This is a genomic window from Ruegeria sp. R14_0, from assembly GCF_017743975.1.
GTDB lineage: Bacteria > Pseudomonadota > Alphaproteobacteria > Rhodobacterales > Rhodobacteraceae > Ruegeria.
Genome location: NZ_JAGHRC010000006.1, coordinates 26161 through 50965, shown reverse-complemented (window position 1 = coordinate 50965; position 24805 = coordinate 26161). Strand labels below are relative to the sequence as shown.

The window sequence follows — 24805 nt, the reverse complement described above, 5'->3', positions numbered from 1 at the left end:
CCGAAGGTTGACGCGTGACCATGGCCGGAATTTCCTGCTCCAGCATCCGAAAGAGTTTTGATCGCACAGAGGCATTGTCTGAGCTTTCGATTGACTTTCAATCCGGGCGGACAACGGCTTTGGTTGGCCCGTCTGGCTGCGGGAAATCCACCATCCTGCGAATGATTGCCGGGTTGGAGACGCCCGATACGGGACAAATCGCAATTGGCCAGGAAACACCTAAGCAAGTCGCCCGCCGCGGGGGGCTTGCGATGGCGTTTCAAGACGCCTCGTTGCTTCCGTGGCGAACCGTACGATCCAACATCGCCTTGGGTGCGGAACTCGCTCGCAAACCGGCGGATCGCGTGGATGACCTGATTGATCTTGTTGGGCTGGACGGGTTTGCCGATCATCGGCCTGCGGAGCTTTCAGGTGGTATGCGCCAACGCGCTGCGATAGCGCGCAGCTTGATTTCAGAGCCGGAAGTCCTGCTGTTGGATGAACCTTTTGGGGCCGTCGATGCGATCACGCGGCGTCGATTGAATCGCGACCTCCCACCATTGTGGCGAGAGCTCCAAACAACAACACTTCTTGTTACGCATTCCGTGGAAGAGGCCGTTTTACTATCGGATCGTGTGATCGTGCTGTCACCTCGGCCTGCACGTATCTTGGCAGATATACAGGTAGATATTCATCGAGAAAGCACAGTGTCCGCCACAACTTCACCTGAGTTTCGCGCTTTTGCAACGCAAGTTCTGGCCGCCTTGGAGGAGTCTGAGTAGGTGGCGTTGGGACGAACAATGCTGGGTGTTTTATTTGCACTTCTTGTTTGGGAAGGCTTGGCGCGCGTTCAGCCAAACAGCGTTCTGATCAGCGGACCAACCGATATCTTGGCATACATCACTGGTCACTCTGGCCTGCTTTTCCGGGCTGCGACCGAAACGTCAATGAATGCCGTGCTCGGGTTCTTTTGGGGGAACCTTGCGGCGGTGGCCTTGGCCTGTTTTGTGATTTTGGTTCCGAAGTCAGAATGGGTAGTCTCAGCGCTCGCCCTGCTAGTGTTCTGCATTCCGCTGATTGCGAGCGGCCCGATTTTACGGGTCTTGTTCGGGCCCGGAGCTGGACCCCAAATCGCGCTGGCGGCATTGGCTGTTTACTACACCACATTCCTGGCCTTGGTCGTGGGTCTTCGGGCGATCTCGCAAAGCTGGACAGATTTGATGACTGTTTACGGCCGGGGCCGTCTATCGACTCTATTCGTTGTGCGATTCAGAGCCAGTTTGCCTTATCTGTTTGTGGGATTGCAGATCGCGGCACCAGCTGCCTTTCTGGGTGCGATGATTGGAGAGTTCACAGGTGCCGAGCGAGGATTGGGTGTTTTGACCTTGAGGGCCATGCGCGGTCTTCAAACGGATGCTACCTGGGCGCTGGCGGCTATTTCCGCATCACTGGCTATGCTCGGGTACGCATGCGTTGGCCTGCTCAAAAGCAAACTGACGCCACATGCACCGACAATCCTTCTATCGACGCCCAGAGTTGGTCAAAAGCGCGCGCTGACTACTCGAATACTCGGTATCGTTTTTTTGTCCGCCCTGGTTTTGGTTCTGTGGCAGGGATTGATGGATTTGTTCAACCTGAATTCGTTCTTCGCCAAGCGGCCAGCAGATATTTGGAACTTCGTTTCCAACACCACGAACCTGAACACCTTGCTGACTGCGCTTGGCGAAACCCTGGCTTATGCGATCCCCGGCTATCTCGCTGGCTTGGTACTTGGCGCTGGACTGGCAATCGCGTTGACGCTTTGGCCGTGTGTGGCGCGGGCGACTATGCCAACGGCCATCACTTTGCGCGCCGTGCCGATCATCACAACTGCGCCATTGCTGGTTCTGGCATTTGGGCGCGGCTTGACCGGGACGGTTGTAATTGTCGCCGTGATGGTTTTTTTCCCCACGCTCGTCGCTTGCCTGCAGGGCGTGCGACAGACCCCGATGCAAATCGTGGATCTTTTTGAAAGCTATGGTGCCAGCCGTTTGAAGCTTCTGCGATCCGCCCAGATCCCCGCCATGTTGCCCGCGTTATTCGCGTCTGCCCGCATGGCAGTACCGGCTGCGCTATTGGCTGTCACAACTGCAGAGTGGTTGGCGACCGGGCGCGGCATAGGTGTGTTGATGGCCCTGACCGCGAGTACGTCTGATTACAATATGCTATGGTCCTGCGTTGTCCTTCTGTGCCTTGTAGCGGTCACCGCATATGCAGGGGTTTCATGGTGCGAAAAGCGAGTTCTACGCGTTTACGCGAGCGAGCAGGTTGTATGACAGAGGCTGTTTTTGCAATCCCAGGTGACAAAGACCAGCGTACGGGCGGTTTCATTTATGAAGCCACAGTATTGAGGGTGCTGAACGAAATTGGTTGCAAAACTGAATATCTGCAATTGCCGGGCAGCTTCCCCAACCCTACGCAGGACGATATGTCAGCGGCGTTGAGCGCCCTGCGTGCTGTACCCGAAACACGCCCGATTATTCTTGATGGGTTGGTATTCGGTGCCATCGATCCAGAGGGTTTGGAGCGGGTGAGAGCCCCAATCATAGCCATGATCCACCACCCCCTTGGCCTGGAAACCGGTTTGCAGACAGAACGGGCCGAATTTCTGCTCAAAAACGAAGCCGCAGCGCTCCGACACGCTGCCCATATTGTCGTTCCCAGCCCAGAAACTGCGCGTGTGCTGGTCAGCCAATTCGACGCAAACCCGGATTTGATAACCATTGCCCCGCCGGGTTTTGACCGTCCGGTTGTCCGTAAACAGCCCAAGCACCCTCCTTTGATTTTGTCGGTTGGTCTGTTGGCCCGCCGCAAAGGGCATGACACGCTGTTAAGCGCACTAGCAACAATCAAGGACTTGGAATGGCAGGCTATTATCGTTGGTAAGGAACATGACCAAAGCACAGCGATTGAGCTCTACTCGCAGTCAAAGGTCCTCGGTCTGACCGAGCGCGTGACCTTCGCCGGAGAGCTGGACCAAGCCTCGTTGAACGATTTGTTCAACTCAGCGACCCTTTTCGCGCTCGCAACCCGATACGAGGGCTATGGCATGGTCCTGAGCGAAGCGATGATGTTCGGGCTTCCAATCGTTTCCTGCGATGTGGGCGCTGTCCCTGAAACGGTCGGTGACGCGGGGATTCTGTCGTCACCCGAAGATGCTCTGGCCTTTGGGGCAAACCTGCGTTTGCTTCTCGAAAACCAAGTCACGCGAGCGCGTTTAGGAAGGCGGTCAGAGCTAAAATCAATGTCTCTACCATCGTGGCACGCAACTGGCGGGAAATTAGCCTCCGTAATCAAATCACTCGTCGAAAAGACCAACTAAAAGGAACCTTTGAGCAAGAGCAATGCGGATACTTGTTTCGAGGATTGGCTTTTTTGATAGCTCAATCATGCAAAATTAAAATAGAATAATGAAATACTTTCTCCAAACCCCAACTGCCAGAGCAATCCTCATGGCGCTCTTCGTAATCATTGTTGCGAGGGTATGCAGCTATGACAGTTTTGAAACGGTTGAATATCAGGTGCCTGATAAAGAGAATTGGGGCGTTGGCGGCAAGCCCTAAACCGATTATCGTCAGACCTTTAAACAATTGATTCCTTATGGTTTTCTAGTAATAAATCCAGAGGGTCTTGTCAGAAGAACTTTGCTTGTTCGGAGTATCCGGGCTAACTGCATCGCACCAGGTCCGATCGAGACCGAGCTTTTGAAGCAATTGGACAGCAAAGACCTCGAGGCGATGCTCGCCAAGTCACCGATAAAAAGGGCCCGGACTGTCGAGGAACTTGTGCGCATCGTTCTCTTTCTCGCTGCGGATGACAATACCATCAGGGTATCGATCACATCGACCGAGTTCAGCTTGCGCTTCACTCTAATCGCCAGGCACTGCCGGCTGTGCTCATCAAGGATGTTCAGCGTCCGAAAAGCTTTGCCATCGTCGGTTCGACGATGAGCGAAGTCATAGCTCCAAACATGATTGCGATACTCCGGCCTCAGCCGAACATACGAGCCATCCACTGCCCGGCAGGGCATTGCGAAGCAATGTCCCGAGAGGGTTTAGCCAGAGCCGTGCTTTCTTCGGTTGTTTCACTGGCACTTTCAGCCCCTCTCGTCGCCAAAGCCCTTCTATTCGCCCATCGCTGACAGACCATCCAGCCTCTCTCAGCAGTGCAGCGATCCTGCGATAGCCATATCGGCCGTATTGACGGGTCACCTCGATCATGTCGGCCACCAATCGGTCTTCGTCTGCGCGACCTTGTGGGACACGCCGTTGCGCGGACCGGTGTTGTCCAAGCACGCGGCAGGCGCGTCTCTCAGAAAGGTTCAACTGTGTGCGTACATGGCTGATGCAGGAGCGACGACGAGTGGGGCTCAGTAGTTTCCCTTGGCCGCCTCCTTGAGGATCAGTTTGTCCAACGTCAGATCTGAAACCGCGCATCTCAACCGCTCGTTGTTCCGCCTGACAAAAGATCCCCCGGAACGTTTGCTTGATTGGCTCCAATTCTGAAGCCGCTTCAGTTCTTTCAACTGATCTACACCCATTGCATTCGCCTTTGGGCTTGAACCAATGGCGCCTTCAACGGCTCATTTCTTACGCCAGTGGTAATAGGTTTGTTCCACAACGCCGATCTGTCTGATCGCATCAAGACAGGACATGCCTTGCCCCATCAGAACTTCAACCTGTCGCAACTTCGAGACAATCTCTTCGGGCTTCGGTCTCTTGTCTGCCATTCTTAGTCCTCCGTTTCCTGAACATAACGGTGGACCCGTTCAGTTGGGGAGGCTCAGTGCTGTCCATCGTCTCGGGCGCGGATTTGGGCTTTGTAATCACCCACAATCTGACAAGGATCGTATTGGTGATCATCGGCGCGCCCATCGCCGCAAATCTTATTCTGCGCTGGTCCAAACCCCGGGGTTGATCATGTGGATCGGAGCACCGTCGGCATAGGCGTTCACCTGATCGAATATATCCGCGAATTGCAGATCGAACTCATCCTCGGTCACGAAGCCGATATGCGGAGTCGCAATCAGGTTTGGATGCGCCAGCAACGGATCGGTCGGGTCGGTCAGTGGCTCGGTATCGAACACATCAATCGCCGCTTTGCCGGGGCGACCTGCGTTCAGCGCCTCAAGCAAAGTACCCGGAGCGATCAGCCCGGCCCGCGAGGTATTCACAAACAGCGCCCTCGGCTGCATCTGCGCGAAATCCGATGCGGTGATGATCCCGCGCGTGTCCGGTTTCAAGCGCACATGGACTGAGACGATATCGCTGCCGGCAAAGAATGCTTCACGGCTGGGCGCGACCTGCACGCCATCCGCCTGCGCGCGCGCCCGGCCTTCCTCGGACGACCACCAGACCACATTCATGCCAAACGTCTCGGCGTAACCCGAAACCGCACGGGCGATACGGCCGTAGCCATAGAGCCCCAACTGACGACCACGCAGCGTTTTGCCGACGCCAGCCTGCCAGCGCCCTGCTTTGACCGAGGCCATTTGTGAGGGCAAGTCGCGCATCCCAGCCATGATTAACGCCCAAGTCAGTTCGGCTGCGGCATAAGACGGTGTCCCGCTATGCATATTCGAACACAGCAGCACGCCGTGATCTGTGCAGGCCTCAACGTCGACATGAGGGTAAACGCTGCGCTGACTGATTAGTTTCAGGTTCGGTAGTTTCTTCAGCAGGGCGCGAGTGACTTTGGTGCGTTCGCGGAACAAGACAAGCACCTCTGCGTCCTGCAACCGCTCGGCCAAAGCGTCAGTGTCTTCGACATGATCCGTCCAAACCGTAACCTCATGCCCGGTGAGTTTCTCAAAACACGTCAGGTCACGCAGCGTATCAAACCAGTCATCCAGAATATGTACTTTCATCGGCTTTCAATACCTTGCGCGGTGTTCAGTTTTCTTGGGGTAGGAATAAAATACGGCGCTTCGAGCGCTGCCAGCGCATTTCGAACCCTTTCGCTTTGGTCCAGCAGATAGTTGAACTGCTCGTCGCACCCAGCAATTGGTGTTGGGTACTCTGCCATTTTTCGCCTCAAGGCCGCTTTCGCCAGCTTAAGTTCCTGTCGCGCGATATCGAGGCATTCCGAGTAGTCGTCCATCGTGTCCTCCCAATATGTATACCGTAGTATACCGTTTGGATTGCACTTGATCAACTCCCGTTCCAAACAGACTTAGGCACATAAACATGCCCGTCCGCCAACTTGCGCGCAGTCCTAACGAGACCTGCGGCGTTTACGGAAAACCCGTCGGTGGTTGAGAAGTCCACCAGCACGTCGATTTTGCCCGAGGCGTGTTCCAGTACGACCTCAGCCGGACTTATTGTGGGGCGATCCAGCAAACCGTCCGCAACGGTTCCGGGCGTCAAAGCGCAAGACGCCATGCATTGCGCCCCCGTGACGGCCATGGTCGGGTGCGTTTTCCAAGGCATGAAATACCGCACCGCAAGCGTTCCACCCTCTCTGGCAGGCGCGACGAGGCCGAATTTAGGGGTCACTGACTTGGAAACATCACCCATGCCCATCTGTTCCCCGGCCTCAATCCGAACAGCCTCCATTCGGTCAAAAAAATCGCCGTCGGCGTCCAACTCTTCAGCGCTTTCATAGCCTGTCAACCCGAAGTCTGCAGCGCGGGCAATGACCATTGGCATTGCAACATCCATGCAGGTCAGTTCGATGCCCTGAACTCTATCGCGCAGGTTGCCCGTGGGCAGGAACGCCCCGGTGGCAGAGCCCACCACGCCCATGAAACTTAATTGCACCGGCGCGGAATGACCAGGAACGCCGGCGATCTCCGCATCACCCTCATAGGTCAATTCGCCCCCGGGTGTATTCACCTTGGCCACGACCCGAGCCCCAGTGTTGACGGCCCGAATGCGAACTTCAGTTTCATCACCCTGCGGTTTGAACAGGCCCATCTCGATGGCAGCAGGTGCAACGCCAGACAGGATATTGCCGCAAGTGGGTTTGAAATCGACCAACTTATCCTCGACCGAGACTTGCGCGAAGAAATAGTCGATATCGGCCCAGTCATCCTCGCTGACCGACAGCATGGCAACCTTGGTGGTCACCGCCGCGCCGCCGCCGATGCCATCGATGTTCAGCGACTGCCCGGAACCAAGTGCCGCGATCAGCACCTCGGCCAGCGTGTCCAGATCCTCGGGCAAATCCGAGCGGCGGAAATACGGACCCTTCGAGGTGCCGCCGCGCATGAAGATGTAAGGGATTGCGGTTTGAGTCATTCTTGGTTCCTCACTTCAACGGCCAGGGCAGGCTGACCATGTCCTGCAACAGACCCGGCGGGAAATCGCGGTTCAGTGCGCCAGCCATCAGGCACATGAAACCGATGCCGCAGGCAGTAAGGATCAGCGTCATTTGCCAACTAGCCCCGGCCCGGATGCGGAAAAAGGCGATCAGGAAACCCAGCAGCGCGAGGATGAAACCCACTACCCAGGTTGCTGCGATCAGGCTGGCAAACCATGCCAGTGTGGACCACAGACCGTGGGGTGCGCTGGCGTCCTCACCAGCGATTTCCTTGTCCGCAAAGATCGAGTCGCCCTCGGGACGTCGCATCATCTGGATCAGAAGGATCACGCAACAGAACAGCGAGACGCTGCCGATCACCAGCGGGATGATCTTGTCGGTCATGTTGTAGTCGGGGATCATGTTGGCGTTGACCAAAGCGACGATCAGATAGGCCATGATCACCAGCAGGAAGATCAGCGGAGCGCGTTTGGTTCCGGCCTGAACATCACCCTCGGCCATGATCATCTTGGCCTGCCGAATACCCAGAATGACCGAAACAACCGTGACCACGATCAGCACGATGACGATAGGGCTGAAGACATATTCCATCCCCTCTCCAAAGCTCTTGCGGAAGCGGAAAGAGGCGATCTGAAAGGCCTGATTGGTGAACTTCTCGACCGGGTTCGACAGAACGAAACCGATCAGGAAGGCCGGACGAGACCAGTCGAAACGGCGCAGGAAGATGCCGATCAGACCAATCACGAACAGGGCCAAAAGGTCTTCGAAGTTCTGACCGGACTGGAATGCGGCAAAGCTGATCAGCATGAACAGGAACGGCGCCAGATAGGTAAAGCGGATAGTCGTCAGCTTGGCGATCCCGCCCGAGGCTGCGATGCACAGAATGGTGCCGACCACGTTGGCCAACGCCAGCAGCCAGACGATCGAATAAGTGATGTCGAGATTGTCTTTGAGCATGCTCGGACCGACCTCGATATCACCCGACCCCAGCAGCGCCACCGCGCCGATGAAGATCGCCATCGAGCCGGAACCAGGAATGCCGAACAGGAGGGTCGGCACCAGCCCGCCACCTTCCTTGGCGTTGTTAGAGCTTTCCGGGCCGATGACCCCGCGCACTTCGCCTTTACCGAAGTTACTCTTGTCCTTGGTGGATTGGACAGAATGGCCATAGGCGATCCAGTCTACGACCGAACCGCCGAGACCTGGAATAACGCCGACAACGACGCCAATGATTGAACAGCGGACCGACAGCCAGATATTGGCGAACCAGTCTTTGACACCGTCCAGCCAACCCGCTCCCAGAGAGGCCCCTTTGGCAATCGACCGATCCTGCCGCAAAAGCGAGACGATCTCGGGCACGGCAAAAATGCCCAAACCGACGATGACCAGCTTCAGTCCGTCGGTCAGATAAGGAATGTCATAGGTCGCCATGCGCAGCGAACCGCCCGCATCCGCCTCACCAATAGTACCTACCATCAGGCCCAAACCGGCGGCGGCAACGCCTTTCAGCGGGATACGTCCGGCCAGAATAGCGACCATCGACAGGCCGAGAATAGTGATCATCAGCATCTCGGGCAGGCCGAATGCCAGAACGATGGGTCGCGCGATCAGGATGAACATGGTCAGGAAGGTCGCGCCAACCAGCCCTCCGAACAGGGACGAGGAAAAGGCCGCCGACAAGGCCCGTGCCGCCTCACCCTTTTTGGCCATAGGGAAGCCGTCCAACACGGTGGCCTGCGAGGCGGAGCTGCCGGGAATACCCATCAGGACCGAGGCGAAGGTGTCCGAGGTCGGCACCACCGCAACCATTCCGATCATCAGCGCCAGACCCAGGATAGGGTCCATACCAAACATGAAAGGCAGCAACAGCGACAGGCCTGCAATGCCTCCAAGCCCCGGAAAGACGCCCACAGCCAGCCCCATGACGACGCCTAGTACAAGATAGCCCAGAACGATAGGTTGCAGGATCAGACCCCACGCGTCACCAAGCGCAGGAAGAGCGGTGGCGAAAACCTCCATAGCGGCCGCCTTTCATAATTTGTCTCTTGTGTGGAAATGCGCGTGCCCGGTGTTGGGCACGCGCCGCGGCATGTCGGCTTAGTTCAGCTCGACGCCATAGGCCTCTTTCAGCCAGTTCAGGACGAATTGCTTGGCATTTTCATCAACGCTTGTCGCTGTTTGTAATGCCGCCTTGGAGCCGTCACCCACGAACACAGGATACTTGCCCACGCGTTTTGAGGAGATATCCGCAAAGTCTCCACGCTCAGTCACCGCCTGAAAAGCTGCGGTGTAGGCATCAACGACCTCTTGTGGCGTATCACCCGGCAGGAAGGCCAGCTTTTGCACCGGGAAACCCGCAACAAAGAACGCTTTCCAAGCATCCCATGCCTCACCGCTGGTTTCGCAGCCATCGGTGGCCTCGCAGACCTCTTTAAAGGTCGGGATGTCCGGGAAGGTCGGGTCGCGCACGATATTGCCATCGGCGTCCAACGCACCCCATGTCATCATGGGAACCGCCTGACCGGCCTCGACCAACGGGGCCGACCCGCCCAGATAACCGGACGACGTCTGATAGTCGATGTTGGCCTCGCCACGTTCGAACATCAGACGACCGTCGCCACGGCCCTTAATACCAAAGACCGGTTCCACATTCATGCCCAGCATCTGCCAGGCCAGCAGCGGCACAAGATCAAGACGGGTCGCACCTTGCGAGCCATAGATGAAACTGGTGTCCTTCAGCGCATTGGCAGACCCGTCAAACTTGGCTCCGTCCTCGGCGTTCAGGTAAGCAACGCCTCCGGTGCCCGACGCCATGACCGGAATCCAGTCGTTATACTCATACCGCACGCGTGGGTCGCTAAGAAGGTACGGGAACTGGGTTGAACCGGACGTGCCAAACAGCAGCGTGCCGTCTTCATGGCTCTGCTCCTGAAACCAGTTCGCGCCTTTGGTCGAACCGGCACCGGGCATGAACTTGACCACCACGGTTGGCTGACCCGGCAGAGCCTCGGACAAAAGCGGCGCGAAGAAGTTGGCCCATTTGGCCGACCCGCCGGTTTCCGAGAATGGAATGACCCATTCGATGGTTTTGCCCGAGAAATCGACCTCGGCAGCGGCAGGTGCGGCGATACCGGCGGCGGCGATCAGCCCCACGACGGCGCGACGAGTGAAGTTGGAAATGGCCATTGGTTCCTCCCTGTTGACCAGACAACCACGTCGGCGAGGTTCGCGCCACCGTGATCGCAAATAGAACTGTGGGGTTGATTCCCCCTCCCATCTGGCAATCATGGAATGCCAACCTTGCGCGAAACTTGCAGGAGCCCGAATGCGGATTGTCATCGTCGAGGACAATGAAACCCTTGCCAACGCCATTGCCTACCGCCTGCGGGATCGGGGCCATGCCGCCGACGTACTGACAGATGGCGATGCCGCCGATCTGTATCTGGAACAGGAAGGTGCAGACCTGATCGTTCTGGACATCAACCTGCCGGGTCGGTCAGGTCTTGAGATCTTGCGGTCGCTGCGCCATCGCGGCGACAGTGCGCCTGTCATCCTGCTGACTGCGCGCTCCGAAACCGGCGACCGAGTTGCAGGTCTGGATATGGGCGCTGACGACTACTTGGTGAAGCCCTTCGAAATGGACGAGCTTGAGGCCCGCATACGCGCCCTGTCGCGCCGCAAACAGCTGGACTACGGCGCACACGAAACCATCGGAGACCTCGAGTTCGACCGCACAGCCCGGCAGGTCAGCGCAAAGGGCCAAGTGCTTGATGTGCCGCGCCGGGAAATGGCCGTTCTTGAATGCCTGCTGGAACGACGCGGCCGGATCGTCCCCAAAAGCCAGTTGACCGACTACGTCTATGGCGTGGGCGCTGATGTTGACGATTCAGCCGTCGAGCCGCATGTGTCACGACTGCGCAAGCGCCTTCAGAATTTTGGCATCCGGATCAAGACCGCGCGTGGCCTTGGATATCTGCTTGAGGTGCAAAAGTGATCCGGCACGGCTCACTCAGGCTTAGGCTTTTTATTCTGATCCTGACGCCATTGGTTCTGCTCGCAATCTTGCTTGGATACTGGCGCTACACGGTCGCCCAGCAGACGGCGCAGGAGCTTTTTGACGACAGCCTGTTATCTGCCGGTCTGGCCATTTCGCGCGATGTTGCAGTCTCAGAAGGCGATGCCCTGTCGCCCACCACACGCAGCTTGATCCGCGACGCATCGGGCGGAGAGATTTTTTATCACGTGACCGGACCCGGTGGCATTTACGTCACAGGGTATGCATATCCTCCGGCCGCTGCAAAACCGTCTGAACAGGACGCGTACCAGCCGCGGTTTTTCGAGGCGATTTATCGGGATGAGCCGGTGCGCGTACTGAAAATGACCGAGCGCGTCACACTGGGCAACCTGGTGGGCGATGCGACGGTAACAGCTTGGCAACGCGTTGCGGACCGCAACGCCTTTGCCAACGAACTGTCGATCCGCGCAGCGAGCCTGATGGGTATCCTGCTGGCCACCCTTGCTTTTGTCGTGTGGTTTGGGGTCGCACGCGGGTTGCGGCCCTTGCTGGATTTGCAGGATGCGATCGACCTACGCTCACCTGACGACCTGAGCGAAATCAAACGCCCGGTCCCGGTCGAAGTTTATGGCATTGTTCAGACCCTGAACCGGCTGTTTGGACAGGTCGAACACAGCATCAACGCCCATCAGGTGTTTATCTCAGAAGCCGCGCATCAGCTGCGAAATCCGGCGGCAGCGGTCCAGTCCATGGCCGAGACATTGCGTGATGCAAAAACAGATGAGGACAAAGACAAACGGATAATCGAGTTGGTGGCAGCGGCTAAGAATTCGGCTACAGTGGCGGAACAGCTATTGTCACTGGAACGACTGCGGCAACCTACGCATCAGGATCAGATGGACAAGATCGATTTCCGTGCGGTTGTGGAAGAAGCCTGTGCTGAAATGGGTGTACAGATCCTCGCAAAAGGGATCGAGTTTGATGTTACGATGCCGGACTCGACAATTACGGTTTCAGGAGATCAGGTTTTTCTAACTGAGGCCATCAAAAACCTGCTGGACAACGCGGTTAAGCACGGTGGGACTAAGTTGAGCCAAATTTCAGTCGCGCTTCGCGCTGATGGCGAGAACGTAAAGCTTACCGTATCCGATGACGGAACCGGCCTTGCACCCGAACAAAGCGAAGCCGTTTTCAGTCGATTTTCGCAGTTGGAGTATTCCGAAGGTAGCGGTTTAGGGTTGTCGATTGTCTCAGCTGTAGCGAAGCGCCACGGAGGAGTGGCCGCGATCAACAAAGTCGAAAAAGGAGCAAGCGTTACGCTTCAGCTTCCCATAGCCCTGTAGTTTATTTCAATTTCTGCTCGGAACCCGAAACCTGTCACAATCAAAGAGAGTTTTTTCGACTACAGCGAATGACCGGTTTCCACCCCAGGTGCAGGGCACGGCGGTCTTGATACGTCTTCACCGGACTTTGAAGCCTTTTGCAGCGAAATGGCGCGTGGTCCCGCAGAATTCCAGTTCGCATAACACGTGATCTCGCGCCTGCGGCGAATGTCTGAAAAGCGGGCTAGCAATCACAGCGTATTGATCGGTTGGTGAAAGGCGGGTTTGGGCCGTCTACGCGATCAGCTGACGGCAGGGCAGGGGATGTGCTGCAACGGCACCGACGTCCGGAATGGAGCCGAAGTGACGAATGCTGCGATATGTGCCAAGGTCTGCTTCGGATCAAGATCGGAAGGAGAGGCAACATGCGAATTGGCGTGATCGGGTGCGGAACGATCGCCCGTGCGGCTGTGGAAGGCATCGTCCAAGATGGGCACGAAATCACAGTTTCCGAACGCAGCGCTCATCATTCCTCGTCTCTCGCCGAAGCCTATGAGAACGTTCGGATTGCGGACAACCAAGGCGTCGTCGACGCAAGCGACGTTCTGTTTCTTGCATTAATGGCCGAGGTTGCGGCAGATGTCCTCGGCGCCTTGACGTTCCGGGAAGGACAAGTCGCGGTCACTTTCATGGCTGGTGCGTCGCTTGAGGAAGCGGACGCCTTGATCCGACCAGCGCGCGCAACTGCGATAATGATGCCCTTTCCCGGTATTGCCGAGGGCGGCACGCCCGTAATGATGTACGGCGACACTGAAATCGTAACTGATCTCTTCGGTGCTCGGAACAGCATCTATCCTGTGCGCGACTCCGGTGAAATGGCGGCCTACCTGAGCGCGCAGGCTGTTCTATCTCCGGTCGCGCGCATGATCGGCGATGCTGCCGACTGGCTGGGGGATCGCGTGTCGGACAAAAGTCAGGGCGAAGCCTTCCTCCGAGAGTTGGTGGCATCGAACCTGACGGCAATTGAATGCGAAACTCTGATCGAGGCGCTCAACGCTCCCGGCGGATACAACCAACGGCTTCGACTTCATATGGAAGCCGAAGGGATGACCATGGCGCTTAAGAACGGACTTAGCAAAATGGCTTAGTCCGAAACTTACCCCGGTTTGAGTGGCTTTCGGGCCTCACAACCGCAATCAGGAACTTGGAATGAGCAGCGGATCACCAAGGCTGTCACACAACAAAAAGGCTAGACCAACTGGCCCGGCCCCTCCGCATAATCGCCAAGCCGATACCTCGGCGCCAGCTGCTTCCAGCTTGGCCTCTTCGGCTTTCGGCACGCCCTTGACGGCCTTCCCCCTGCCCGAAGGTCCGCTTGGAGCCCAACTTGATCACTCGTCAGCACGCAGCGAATGTAGGGTCTTGCACACAGCTCACTACGGGGTGAGCCCTATGCCACTTAGTCGCGCGCGTTCAGTAAAACCGGTCTAAATGCGTTCGGGAGGGTTTGATTTCATACGTCCCGCACTAACTTCATTTTCCTGAATTAGACGTTTTTTCGCGCAAACAAAACGAACAGAGCACTGCCAAGCGTTACGGAGTGACGGCCACAACAGCCAGACAATCGCCCTGCTTGATCAGGCCGGGGAAATGTCGTGCTGCCAGAATCCCAGTCTCATTTGAAATCACCTTTGAAGGCTTTTGCCCTGACCCATCCAAGGGCCAGATCCTTGCGATGGTGTCGCCCTCGGCCACGTCATCCGCGAGGTCGAACAACATCTCAAGCATTCCGTCGCAGGGCGAAAAGTGAAAGCAATCGCCGCCGGTGGTGTCGATGCGAGTGGTGCCAGTGCCAATCGGCTCTCCTTTCAAGATCCCAGCGTGCCTCAGGATGTTTTCTGCACCCCTGCGTGCGACGCCGGCTGAGCGTGCTGTGGCGGAACCGCCACCTCCAAGCTCGGTGGAGACAAAAATCTTCCCTGCCTCCTCGACCGCCGTGTCGTACATGCCAGCGGAGTCGATTTCTTTTAGCGTCATCGAGTAAGGGGCGCCGAACGCCTCCATCGCGGCTATGCAAGCCGCCTCTTGGGTTTTGTTATCCAGCACGTGCGCAGCGGCAAATGGAATGAAGTCCAGCGACTTACCACCCGAATGATAGTCCAGAACGATATCTGCCAAGGGGATGAGCTGGCTCAGGAAGTAATCTGCAATCTTCTCTGTCACCGTACCATTTGGCTTACCGGGAAAGATTCGATTTAAATTCAGCCCGTCTACCGGCGAGATACGCTGCGCGGCCCGGAATGCCGGGTAGTTCATGTAAGGTACGATGATCACCCTACCACGAACGTCTTCTGCGCTCAGATCATGCGCAAGCGATTGAAGCGCGATTGGCCCTTCGTATTCGTCTCCGTGGTTGGCGCCTGTGAGCAACGCGGTCGGGCCGTCTCCGTTTCGAAACACCGAAATCGGAATTTGTATAAGGCCCCATGCGCTGTCCTCGCGGCTGTGCGGAAGAGACAGAAAGCCATGAAACTCCCCGTCCTGATCGAAGGGAACTGTGCTTGAAATCGGATTGGTTGCGGTCATGGTTTGATCATCAGTTTGCGTGGAACTTTGGCGAGCAATTCGGGTTCGCCGTCTCGAATGACAATGCTTTCGGTAATCTCAAAGCCCCATTCGTCCATCCAAAGGCCCGTCATAAAGTGGAACGTCATGTTTGGTTCCAGAACCGTTTTGTCACCCGCCCGCAGGCTCATAGTCCTTTCGCCCCAGTCCGGGGGATACGATAGCCCGATCGGATAGCCCGTTCTGTTGTCCTTCTCGATGCCGTGGCTGGCAAGAACCGCAAAAAAGGCCTTGGCGATATCCTCGCAGAGATTGCCCGCGCGGGCCACTTCAAGACCGGCTTCCATCCCCTCTTGAACCGCTTTCTCGGCTTCAAGAAATGCTTTCGGCGGCTGACCAAGAAAAACTGTTCTCGATAGCGGGCAATGGTACCTACGATACACGCCCGCGATTTCGAAAAATGTCCCCTCGCCGGACTTCATGGGCTTGTCATCCCAGGTCAGGTGCGGCGCGGCGGCGTCCGCTCCAGACGGCAAAAGCGGGACAAGCGCGGGATAGTCGCCCCCAGCACCAATCTGGTCGTCATAGCGCAAACCGGCATCGTAAATCTCGGCCACGAGCGACGACTTTGGAAGTCCCGGCTCAACCACTTCGAAGATGCGTTTGTGCATCTTTTCGACAAACCGCCCTGCGACACGCATATAGTCAAGTTCGGTCTCGGACTTTACGGCGCGTTGCCAGTTCACCAGTGCTGTTGCATCGGAAAACGAAGCGTCCGGCATACCGTTGGTCAGTGCAGCGTAGGCTTTGGCCGAGAACCAGTAGTTGTCCATCTCGACGCCGACACGCTTTGCGCCCTGACCGCGCTCGGTCAAACGCGCCGCGAGATAATCCATCGGATGACGCTCAGTGGATTGGACATAGTGGTCCGGGTAACCAATGATATCGGCCTCGGGCAGCCATGTTGTGCGCCGCGCGCCAGCCGCATCTTGTCCGCGTCCGAACCAAATCGGGTCGAAATCGGTGCCCACGACCACAGCCTGATGCACATAAAAGGACCAGCCGTCATAACCTGTCAGCCACGCCATATTGGACGGATCCGATATTATGAGCACATCCAGCCCGGCAGCCACCATTGCGGTTCGGGTCTTGGACAGGCGGCTTGCGAATTCATCGGGCGTGAAATGGAGAATGGGTGCGTTCATGGTGTTTTTCTTCAGCTGTTGAATGTAGTGCCCGCGCCTTTGGCCTCGGCGCGTTGCCTTGCGAGCGTGGCGATGGCGGTGTCCTGCACGCCAGTGCCTGTCAGATCGGCTATGATAATATCGCTTTCTGACCGCCGACCAGACAGATTGCCAACGACGACCTCTCCCAACTCGGCAAATTGCATTTCGGGAGGAACAACACCTACACTAAGGGCGCTGCGCAATTCACCTTTGACGGCGCATTGCGACTGACTGTCCGGTACGTACAGGTCCGCGCGGGCCAGACAGCCCGGTTCCAGCTCGACCTTGTGTTCCTGATCCGACCCCATCGCGATGACCAACTGCCCCGGTCGCAACCAGTCCGACATGACTAGAGGCGTGGAAGCGGGCGTGGTGGTCACGACGATATCCGCCGAGGATACTGCAGCAGCGACGTCCTCCTTCGCACTTACGTCGATCCCCATCTCATCCCGCAGTTCGGTCGCCAGAGCATCGGCCTTTGCATTGTCTCGCGCCCAGATCACCGCGCTTGCGATTGGTCGCACGAGAGAAAGGGCCTTTAACTGCAACCTCGCCTGAACTCCGGCTCCGATGACACAGACCGTGCTTGCGTCTGCTTTTGCCAAGTGACGCGCGGCCACGGCTCCGGCGGCGGCGGTGCGGACATCCGTGAGGTAGCCGTTATCCAGCAGCAGAGCTTCGAGAATACCCGTCTTGGAAGAAAACAACACCATCAACCCGGATGTACTTGGCAGGCCCAATTTGGGGTTGTCGAAAAATCCTGGGCTCATCTTCATAGCAAAACTGTCGATGCCGGGAACATAGGCGGACTTCACACAGACCTCGCCATTATGGTCCGGTACCATCAACGTCATGATCGGGGGCATCACGACGCTGCCTCCGGCCAGCACGGCAAATCCTTGTTCAACACAGTTAACCGCGTCGATGTCCAGTGGAACAAGCGTGCGAAGGTCGGCCTCGGTCAGTATTTTGATTTCTGGCAACTCAACTCTCCTGTGCCACATCCACATCTTCACCGGAAATGATCCGATGATGCAGGTTCATATCGATATTCTGCCCCGAAATGACGACGATGCATTTGCCGGGATCTTTGATTTTTCCCGACATCAGTGCGGCAATCCCCACACTACCCGAGCCTTCGATGACCTGACGTTCTTGCCAATAGGCGTGGCGGATGGCTGCGGCGATCTCGGCCTCGCAGACCAGAAGGATCTCGTCGACAAAGTCGCGGGTCATTGCGAAAGTGTATTCGTTGTCCAGCCCGACCCCACCGCCGAGGCTGTCCGCGAGGGTTGGAAGCTCGGGGACCATAATGGGCTTGCCCACCTGTTGGCTTTCATACATGGCGGCACCACGCTCCATCGAAATACCGATCACGCGGGTCGATGGACTCAGCGCTTTGATGACCATGCCTACCCCAGAAATCAGCCCACCGCCGGATAAGGGGACCAGTACGGTATCGGGATCTGGCGACTGTTCAAGCATCTCAAGCGCCAGTGTACTTTGCCCTGCGATGATCTGAGGGTGGTCAAACGGCGGCAATGTAACCATGCCTTCGGCAACGAGTTTGTCGACTTCCAGCTGGGCATCATCCTGCGATCGCCCGACGATACGCACCTCGGCCCCTTCCGCCTTGATCCCGTCCACCTTGTTTTGCGGCACAAGCTCCGACATGCAGATGATGCACCGGACGCCTGCCTGTTTTGCCGCGTATGCCAGACCGCGACCGTGATTGCCGGTGGAGACACCGACTACGCCGTGCGCACGTTCCGCTTCGGTCAGCGACAACACAGCGTTGGTCGCGCCGCGAAGTTTGAAACTGCCGGTTTTTTGCAGCTGCTCTAATTTGAGTTCTATGGTGCCACCGGTTGTCGCGCTCAGGCTAGGTGAGGCGGCAATCGGAGTGGTCCGGACATGGCCAGAAATGCGCTGCCGCGCCGCATGGCTGTCCTGAAGAGTGATTTCAGATTTCATTGCTTATTCCGAGCATGTTACGTCTTAAACAGCAAGCCGCCATGGGGCACGTCGGTGGGTGTCCCCAGATGCTTCATGCACCGCCAAACCATCGCCTGATTGGACGTCACAACCGGCTTGCTCAGCCGCTGCTCCAATTCCTCGACACATCCGGCGGCCCGAACGGCGGTGCAGGAAATGAAAAGCGCATCGGCATCATCGGCGCAGGCAGCAACCCCGCCCTCGACAATGCTTTCTTTGGATATACGCGCCATTTCGCGATCGTCAGTCAGCCCGAAACAGGCGGCGTTCACGACGGTTGCGCTGCGTTGCGAGAAATAGGCAGCAAGGGAATCCGTTACATCCTGCGTGTAGGGGGTCAGAACACTGACCTTCCTAACTCCCAGAGCATCGAAAGCATCGAAGGCGGCGGAACTTGGGGTCACGCATGGCGCGCCGGGCTTGGCCTTGTTCATGTGTTCGGCCACCTTGTCGTTGCCCAAAACCACAGAGGCGGCGGTGCATCCATAGACCAGAACATCCAGCGCCTCACCCGGCAGAATGTCGGCGGCCGCCGCTGCAAGACGCGGACCGGTGCGCATAAGGCTGTCGTGAGTGGTCGGGTTGTCGAACGTGATACGATTCACATAGACACCAACATCCTGGCCTTGCAGCATCCGCGCAAAGTCCACTTCGGTCGTATGATCCGTAGCCAGGGCGACCAATCCGATACGCTTTGAAACGGGGCGGGCGTCGAGATGGGATGCAACGGTTGAAACCGAAGACTTTATGGACAATTCCATTTCTACCTCACACAACAAGTACTGGGCATTGTGCCAAGCTTGTCACCTTGTGCGAAACGCTTCCCAGCAAATACCCTTCGATTGACCCCAAACCACGGCTTCCCATGACGATCAGGTCATTCTTATGCTCTTGCGCGAAGCCAATGATCGTTCGCGCGACCGGCCCGCTTTTTACGAACGCCCGGATGTGCTCGCAGCCCGCCTCCCGGGCGATTGATGCGCCATTTTCCGCGATTTCCTTGGAACGTTCACGCATGATTTCGTCAATGTTATCGGGTTGTTCTACGTCTGTGACATACATTGACCCCTCGAGCACCGAATGGTGCCGGTAGAGGGTCAAAATCGTAAGTTCCGCGCCCGAAAGTTTCGCCAGCTCCGCCGCTTTTTGAAGCGCCGCGACTGCGCCTTCGGACCCGTCAAATGCCGCCAGTATTGATGTAAACATGCGCCAATCCCCTATTTACCAAAGGCCACGTCGCGCAGGAAAAGCGCCAGTTGCGGGAAGAAGATCAAAAGAACCGAGACGGTAAGAAGCATGAACACAAAAGGTGGCGTTCCGCGGATAACCTCAAGATAGGGCCGCTTGAAAACCGCCACCGCGGTGAAGATATCGCATCCAAAGGGTGGCGTGGCTGACCCGATGGCAGCCTGCAATGTGATTAATGTGCCAACGAGGATCGGATCAAGCCCGGTTTGCGCGACAACAGGTGCAAAGATTGGAACAAAGATCAAGATCACCACGATCGGGTCCACGAACATGCAGCCGATGAAGAATGCGATCGCAATTGTGAACAGCACACCGATCTGACCCATCTGGTCAATTCCAAGTGCCCCCAATAGCTGCTGCGGGATTTGCGCGAAGGACAAAACCCAGGCGAATGCAGCCCCGGCACCGACAAGGATAAAGACCACAGCGGTCACCATGCCTGTCGATAGGGCCGTTTGATAGAGGTCCGTGATTTTCATGGTTCTGAAAATCACCACTTCCAGGAACAGCGCATAGGCCACGCTGATTGCAGCCGCCTCTGTCGGGCTGAAAATACCGAAGAAAATCCCGCCAATGATCAGCAGCGGAAACCCCAGTGGCCACAGGGCACCGCGGATCGCGACCAACCGTTCGCTCCACGACGCTTTCGGCTCGGTCGGGACATCGTTCAGCTTGGCATAGATGACACTGTAGATCGAAAACATAATCAGGATCAGAATGCCCGGCCCAAGACCCGCGATGAACAATTCAGGAATGGATGCTTTTGCCACCACACCATAAATGATCATCCCGATGCTAGGCGGGATCAGAAATGCGATGTCGCTTGAATTCACAATGAGGGCGAGGATGAACGAATCCTTGTAACCGCCTTTGAGCATTCGGGGCCGCAGGGGTGTTCCCACGGCGACAACGGTTGCCTGGGTGGAACCCGACACAGCGCCAAACAAGGCGCAGGCCGTCGCAGTGCTGACCGCCAGACCCCCTCGAATGTGGCGGACAAAGGCCATGACCATATCGATCAAGCGACCCGCTGACTGACCTCGTGTCATGATGTCCGCCGCCAATATGAACATAGGCACGGCAATCAAAGACGCGGGTCGGATTCCCCCAAGCATCTGTTGAACCAGAAATTCGGTCTTTTCGATGGAACCGAACAATTGAACTACGCCAATAAACGCGCCAGCGATCAGCGGAACCATCATCGGAAAGCCCAGCAGAAGCAGCACGACCATTACGGAAAACATTACCAGGGCCATATTAAAGCTCCAATTCCAGTTCCTGTGCATCCGCTTCGCGCAGATCCGTGGACAGATAAATTTCCGGCTCTTTCAGATTTTGAACGCAGGTTAACGCGTACTGAATGCCCGAGACGAGCAGCCCGACAGGTACCCAAAGAAAGCTGAGGTAAACGGGGAATCCAAGCGCAGGATAAACGCGCCCCTTCGATTGAATACTGACGATGTATTGCACCGCATACCAAGCCAGAAGCAGCAGCAGGATCGAAGTGACCCCCGTGATGACAATCATCAGAATTTTCCGGACACGCTGCGGCATAGCATCGGAAATGGCCGACATCCGAATATGGCGCCCATGTCGGGCGGCGTATCCAAGCCCGGCAAACGTCACCAACAAAATGAAAATACTGTTTAGTTCTTCTGCGAAGATGATTGAGTGATTGAACAGAAACCGGCTGATGACATTGGCAATGGTATTCACGGCCATCAGGATCACGCCGATGGCCATGATCACTCGTTCCAGCGCGGCTATGCCGTTGTCCAAACTGTCGATCAGACCCGTCACGCCGCCTTTTTTATCTGGCGTATTGTTCATCTTCTCTCCCCACTGCCAGCCGACCCGGCGCATCACTTTGATTTTTCAGACGGCCTGCGGGCCCCAGAATTTTGGAAAGGGCCCGCAGTGCAACGCACCGTGAGTGATTTGGTTCCTCTGGTGCAGCCTATTGCCGCGCCGCTTCCAGATCTTTTTTCATCTGTTCAAGGATGGCCTCACCACGCGGTCCTGCCCGCTCGATAAATGCAGCTTCCACCAATTTGGCCCGCTCTTTGAACGCTTCGCGCTCTTCGTCCGTCAGGCGCACGATCTTATAGTCGGGGTTGGATTCCTGGATTTTTTTCAAGCCGATAGCGTCCAGTTCGACCGCCACATCGAGGATATAATCCAAAGCTTCCTGCGATGCTTTTTGAACAAGGGCTTTGTCCTCGTCGCTCAGCCCGTCATAGAATTCGGCATTTGCCATGACGGCAGTCGTGTATTGTCCGTGGCCGGTATAGGTCATGACCTTGGTGAGGTTGTCCAGATCATAGGCTTCGATCCAGACCGTGGGATTTTCCTGTCCGTCAACCATGTTGGTTTTCAGGGCCCCGATCAGTTCGCCCCAAGGCATGGCAATCGGCGACGCTCCAAAGGCTTTGTATGTCTCCAGCAGCAATGGCGACGTCATGGTGCGAATTTTCATGCCCTCCATATCTTCAGGAGTGCGGAATTCTTCCATGGTGGTCACGACCATTTCGCCCTCGGGGAACATGGCCAAAAGCTCCAGGCCCTGTTCGCGATAGCTGTCGTGGAACATCTCGTTGACCGCGACGCCCTCTTTGAAGAACTTTCGCACTTCCTGGGGATCTGTCGGCTGAACATAGGGCACCAGAAATGCTTCGGCTTCCGGGATCATTGCGCCTGTAAAGCCCGGCGACTGATCAATGAACTGAAGCAACCCGGCCTGTGCCTGTTCCATGGCATCAGCGGATTCCCCAAGCGAGCCGATGGGGAAGATCTGAACGGTATGATCGGAATTGGCTTCGATCACCTCTTTGAATTTCAATGCATACATGCCCTGAGGATCCGTCAGCGCCTCTTCCATGGCATAGCGCCAATTGTCGGCACTGGCCGAGGTCGCTCCGACCAGCATTGCAAGTGCAGACGCTGCTGCAGCAATTTTCTTAATTGTCATGTTTGACTCCCTGTTTCATTGGCGCGTCTCAGGTTGGCCCTGATCGGCCGTTTGTAACTTCGAGGGCGCATGACACATCATCCGGCCCTGACGCCGCCAATGCTTTTGTGGAAAATCAAATCATGTCAATTTTTTTATTAAATCATGACAATTTTATCCAGCGTTTCCGTGCAGTCTCAAATTGCCAGAAGTGCCGGTTCCGGCGAATTGCCTGCCAAACGAGCAATTATGCTCAATCCTTTTGCAAGCTCTTGCTCTGTCCCGATTCCGACACATATGCGGACAGCTTCCGGTGCGGCCTCTTCTCCGGTCCGAAAATTCGAGGAGGCTGCAACCGCGACACCTTCGTTGCGCGCATGTTCGACAAAATCCTGCGCTTTCCATGGCTCCGGCAGCGGAAGCCAGACATGCATTCCATACGGCGAAGAAGCAAAATCAAGTGGACCGAACTTTGATCTCACGATTGCGTTTCTGCGGTCGAGGTTCTTCCTTTGCCACTTCAAAAGCGCTTGCGCCGTCCCATCTACGATCCAGCGCGTGGCAATCTCGGCCATAAGGGGTGTCGCCATCCAGTTCGTTACAAGATGACGGTTCCGTGCGGCCGATATCATCGTTTCCGGAACCACCAGCCAGCCAAGCCGTAACCCGGGCAGCAGGCATTTCGTCACCCCGGTAAAGTAGAACGTTTGATCCGGCGCCAGTTCGGCAAATGCCGGGGATCTTGCCGGGTTGATCGGACCCCAGGCATCGCTTTCGATAATCCAAACACCGTACTTTTTCGCAATGTCACACAAGGCCTGCCTGCGTTCGGTGCCCGCGAAGGCACATGTCGGGCCGAGCCCGGATGGCATTAGAAACAACGCTTTGACAGCATCGTTCCTGCAGGCAGCTTCGAATGCCTCGGGCACAATACCCTCTGAGTCAATGGACAGACCCTGCAGGCGCAAACCCAGCGTTGAGGTCAGCGATTTTAGGGTATGATGCCCCAGCGTCTCGGTCACAACCAACTCACCCGGCAAGGCGGCCGTTTGCAACGCGACGCTCATGGCCGCTGTATTGCCGTTTGTCGGAATAATTCGCTCAGGGTCTACCGGCACCCCTCCTGCTGTGATCCAACGCGCAGCTTCTGTCACATGCCGCTCCAAAGTAGAGCGCGGTCGAAACGAAACGAGCGTGCTTTGCGGCAGGTCCCTGGACAGTTCGCTCAGTGTCTGCGCCATACACTGTGCGTGGATGTCACCGGTGACAGGGGCGAGCATCGAGAGGTCAATAATGTTAAAACCACTCGACGTGCGATTCCATGGCACCTGAGCATCGCCGTCGCGCCCGCGCACAAAGCTGCCGCGTCCGACCTCTCCGCTGATAAAGCCCAGCCGGCCCAATTCGTCATAAGCACGACTGACTGTCTGAACACTCAGCTCTAGCTCGTAGGACAGCGCCCGATGGGTCGGAAGTTGCGTTCCGGCGGGCAAATCACCGCTCTCAATCGCCTCAACCAGCTTTCTCGCAAGCGAGCGGTAGGCTGGGCGCACCAGGTCTTCTCTTTGTATCGGCCATTTTGTCATGATATTATCCTGAATAATATCAATACAATTGACAAGCACATTCCAATTGCGGATTGGTTTCATATGAGCATTCAACTTGATAATCGGGACCTTGAAATCCTTCGCATCCTAAGTCGCGAGGGCCGGATATCTAAAACCGAGCTCGCCAAGCGCGTGAACCTCTCTCCGACACCCTGTTGGGAGCGTTTGAAACGATTGGAGAATTCAGGGCTGATCCGGGGCTACCGCGCAGATATCGAGCTTTCGGCGCTCGGACCCAGCGTCACAATATTCGTTACTGTTGAATTGGAACGACACAGGGCGCAGGATTTTCGCGCCTTCGAAGACACGGTTTTCCAGCGCGATGAGGTCACCGCCTGCTGGGCATTGGGCGGTGGATTTGATTATATCCTGCAAGTCGTGACTCGAGACGTGGATACGTATCAACGCTTCATAGACGAGCTTCTGCACGCCGATCTCGGGCTGGCGCGATACTTCACCTACATCGTCACATCAACAGTCAAGGCCAGCGCACCCCCGTTTACCGTCCTCGATGGCGCGCAGAAAAAGTGACGCTTTACCCAGGTTGATTTAAGAGAATTCGTCTGCCTAAAGCCCCACAATCAGAAACACCCTCTCCGGCC

22 protein-coding genes and 2 pseudogenes are annotated in these 24805 nt (G+C 56.5%); 8 read left to right on the top strand and 16 right to left on the bottom strand.

Features of this window, described 5'->3' with window-relative positions; all coding sequences use genetic code 11:
* Positions 1 to 20: 20 nt before the first annotated feature.
* From J7416_RS16435 to J7416_RS16425, 3 genes are read left to right on the top strand one after another with little or no spacing between them, the layout of a single operon-like run.
* Complete coding sequence (locus J7416_RS16435) at positions 21 to 761, top strand: ABC transporter ATP-binding protein (RefSeq protein ID WP_209226330.1); 741 nt, start codon at positions 21 to 23, stop codon at positions 759 to 761.
* A gap of 18 nt (positions 762 to 779) precedes the next feature.
* A complete protein-coding gene (locus J7416_RS16430) occupies positions 780 to 2294 on the top strand; it encodes an ABC transporter permease subunit (RefSeq protein ID WP_209226328.1) in 1515 nt (504 codons plus the stop codon).
* Positions 2291 to 3340, top strand: a complete 1050-nt coding sequence (locus tag J7416_RS16425) for a glycosyltransferase family 4 protein (protein WP_209226327.1) — start codon at positions 2291 to 2293, stop codon at positions 3338 to 3340. Before J7416_RS16430 ends, J7416_RS16425 begins: the two co-directional genes overlap by 4 nt.
* Positions 3341 to 3850: 510 nt before the next feature.
* On the opposite strand, the pseudogene J7416_RS16415 reads toward J7416_RS16425, so the two are convergent.
* A pseudogene (locus J7416_RS16415) lies at positions 3851 to 4747 on the bottom strand (IS3 family transposase); the annotation flags it as partial.
* Between the two features lie 53 nt (positions 4748 to 4800).
* Here J7416_RS16415 and J7416_RS22690 point away from each other — a divergent pair.
* Positions 4801 to 4935: pseudogene (locus tag J7416_RS22690) on the top strand (AbrB family transcriptional regulator); the annotation flags it as partial.
* Here the strand turns inward: J7416_RS22690 and J7416_RS16410 are convergent.
* The 5 genes from J7416_RS16410 to J7416_RS16390 all read right to left on the bottom strand — a co-directional run bounded on the left by J7416_RS16410 (position 4904) and on the right by J7416_RS16390 (position 10464).
* Complete coding sequence (locus J7416_RS16410; protein WP_209226326.1) at positions 4904 to 5884, bottom strand: D-2-hydroxyacid dehydrogenase family protein; 981 nt, start codon at positions 5882 to 5884, stop codon at positions 4904 to 4906. The pseudogene J7416_RS22690 and the gene J7416_RS16410 overlap by 32 nt on opposite strands.
* Complete coding sequence (locus tag J7416_RS16405) at positions 5881 to 6117, bottom strand: hypothetical protein (protein ID WP_209226325.1); 237 nt, start codon at positions 6115 to 6117, stop codon at positions 5881 to 5883. The genes J7416_RS16410 and J7416_RS16405 overlap by 4 nt, the downstream gene beginning before the upstream one ends.
* A 50-nt stretch (positions 6118 to 6167) precedes the next feature.
* Positions 6168 to 7256, bottom strand: a complete 1089-nt coding sequence (locus tag J7416_RS16400) for a 4-oxalomesaconate tautomerase (RefSeq protein WP_209226323.1) — start codon at positions 7254 to 7256, stop codon at positions 6168 to 6170.
* Positions 7257 to 7266: 10 nt separating this feature from the next.
* Positions 7267 to 9297, bottom strand: a complete 2031-nt coding sequence (locus J7416_RS16395) for a tripartite tricarboxylate transporter permease (RefSeq protein WP_209226322.1) — start codon at positions 9295 to 9297, stop codon at positions 7267 to 7269.
* A 78-nt stretch (positions 9298 to 9375) separates the two neighbouring features.
* Positions 9376 to 10464 carry a tricarboxylate transporter gene (locus J7416_RS16390; protein ID WP_209226321.1) on the bottom strand — a complete coding sequence of 363 codons (1089 nt, stop codon included), beginning with the start codon at positions 10462 to 10464 and terminating at the stop codon, positions 9376 to 9378.
* 139 nt (positions 10465 to 10603) lie between these two features.
* Here J7416_RS16390 and J7416_RS16385 point away from each other — a divergent pair, with 139 nt between their 5' ends.
* The 3 genes from J7416_RS16385 to J7416_RS16375 all read left to right on the top strand — a co-directional run bounded on the left by J7416_RS16385 (position 10604) and on the right by J7416_RS16375 (position 13763).
* Positions 10604 to 11272, top strand: coding sequence for a response regulator transcription factor (locus tag J7416_RS16385; RefSeq protein ID WP_209226320.1), 669 nt, complete (start codon positions 10604 to 10606; stop codon positions 11270 to 11272).
* A complete protein-coding gene (locus J7416_RS16380) occupies positions 11269 to 12636 on the top strand; it encodes a sensor histidine kinase (protein ID WP_348540283.1) in 1368 nt (455 codons plus the stop codon). The genes J7416_RS16385 and J7416_RS16380 overlap by 4 nt, the downstream gene beginning before the upstream one ends.
* A 404-nt stretch (positions 12637 to 13040) precedes the next feature.
* The gene (locus tag J7416_RS16375; protein ID WP_209226319.1) at positions 13041 to 13763 is read left to right on the top strand and encodes an NAD(P)-binding domain-containing protein; all 723 of its coding nucleotides are present in this window, start codon (positions 13041 to 13043) and stop codon (positions 13761 to 13763) included.
* A 445-nt stretch (positions 13764 to 14208) separates the two neighbouring features.
* On the opposite strand, the gene doeB is transcribed toward J7416_RS16375, so the two are convergent.
* The 10 genes from doeB to J7416_RS16325 form a co-directional block, all read right to left on the bottom strand.
* Complete coding sequence (gene doeB, locus J7416_RS16370) at positions 14209 to 15201, bottom strand: N(2)-acetyl-L-2,4-diaminobutanoate deacetylase DoeB (protein ID WP_209226317.1); 993 nt, start codon at positions 15199 to 15201, stop codon at positions 14209 to 14211.
* Positions 15198 to 16385, bottom strand: a complete 1188-nt coding sequence (doeA, locus tag J7416_RS16365) for an ectoine hydrolase DoeA (protein ID WP_209226316.1) — start codon at positions 16383 to 16385, stop codon at positions 15198 to 15200. The genes doeB and doeA overlap by 4 nt, the downstream gene beginning before the upstream one ends.
* 11 nt (positions 16386 to 16396) lie before the next feature.
* Positions 16397 to 17389, bottom strand: coding sequence for an ectoine utilization protein EutC (eutC, locus tag J7416_RS16360; protein ID WP_209226314.1), 993 nt, complete (start codon positions 17387 to 17389; stop codon positions 16397 to 16399).
* A gap of 1 nt (position 17390) precedes the next feature.
* Positions 17391 to 18380, bottom strand: a complete 990-nt coding sequence (gene eutB, locus J7416_RS16355) for a hydroxyectoine utilization dehydratase EutB (protein ID WP_209226313.1) — start codon at positions 18378 to 18380, stop codon at positions 17391 to 17393.
* 17 nt (positions 18381 to 18397) lie between these two features.
* Positions 18398 to 19162 (bottom strand): ectoine utilization protein EutA, encoded by a 765-nt coding sequence (eutA, locus tag J7416_RS16350; protein WP_209226312.1) that lies wholly within the window; start codon positions 19160 to 19162, stop codon positions 18398 to 18400.
* 7 nt (positions 19163 to 19169) lie between these two features.
* On the bottom strand, positions 19170 to 19607 hold the full coding sequence (locus tag J7416_RS16345) for a universal stress protein (RefSeq protein WP_209226310.1): 438 nt from the start codon (positions 19605 to 19607) through the stop codon (positions 19170 to 19172).
* An 11-nt stretch (positions 19608 to 19618) separates the two neighbouring features.
* A complete protein-coding gene (locus J7416_RS16340) occupies positions 19619 to 20905 on the bottom strand; it encodes a TRAP transporter large permease (RefSeq protein ID WP_209226309.1) in 1287 nt (428 codons plus the stop codon).
* A gap of 1 nt (position 20906) precedes the next feature.
* Complete coding sequence (locus tag J7416_RS16335; RefSeq protein WP_247744351.1) at positions 20907 to 21512, bottom strand: TRAP transporter small permease; 606 nt, start codon at positions 21510 to 21512, stop codon at positions 20907 to 20909.
* A gap of 94 nt (positions 21513 to 21606) precedes the next feature.
* A complete protein-coding gene (dctP, locus tag J7416_RS16330) occupies positions 21607 to 22617 on the bottom strand; it encodes a TRAP transporter substrate-binding protein DctP (RefSeq protein ID WP_209226308.1) in 1011 nt (336 codons plus the stop codon).
* Positions 22618 to 22793: 176 nt separating this feature from the next.
* Entirely contained in the window at positions 22794 to 24182 is a 1389-nt protein-coding gene (locus J7416_RS16325; protein WP_209226307.1) for a PLP-dependent aminotransferase family protein, read from the bottom strand.
* Between the two features lie 69 nt (positions 24183 to 24251).
* Here J7416_RS16325 and J7416_RS16320 point away from each other — a divergent pair, with 69 nt between their 5' ends.
* A complete protein-coding gene (locus J7416_RS16320; protein WP_348540289.1) occupies positions 24252 to 24734 on the top strand; it encodes an Lrp/AsnC family transcriptional regulator in 483 nt (160 codons plus the stop codon).
* Positions 24735 to 24805 lie beyond the last annotated feature (71 nt).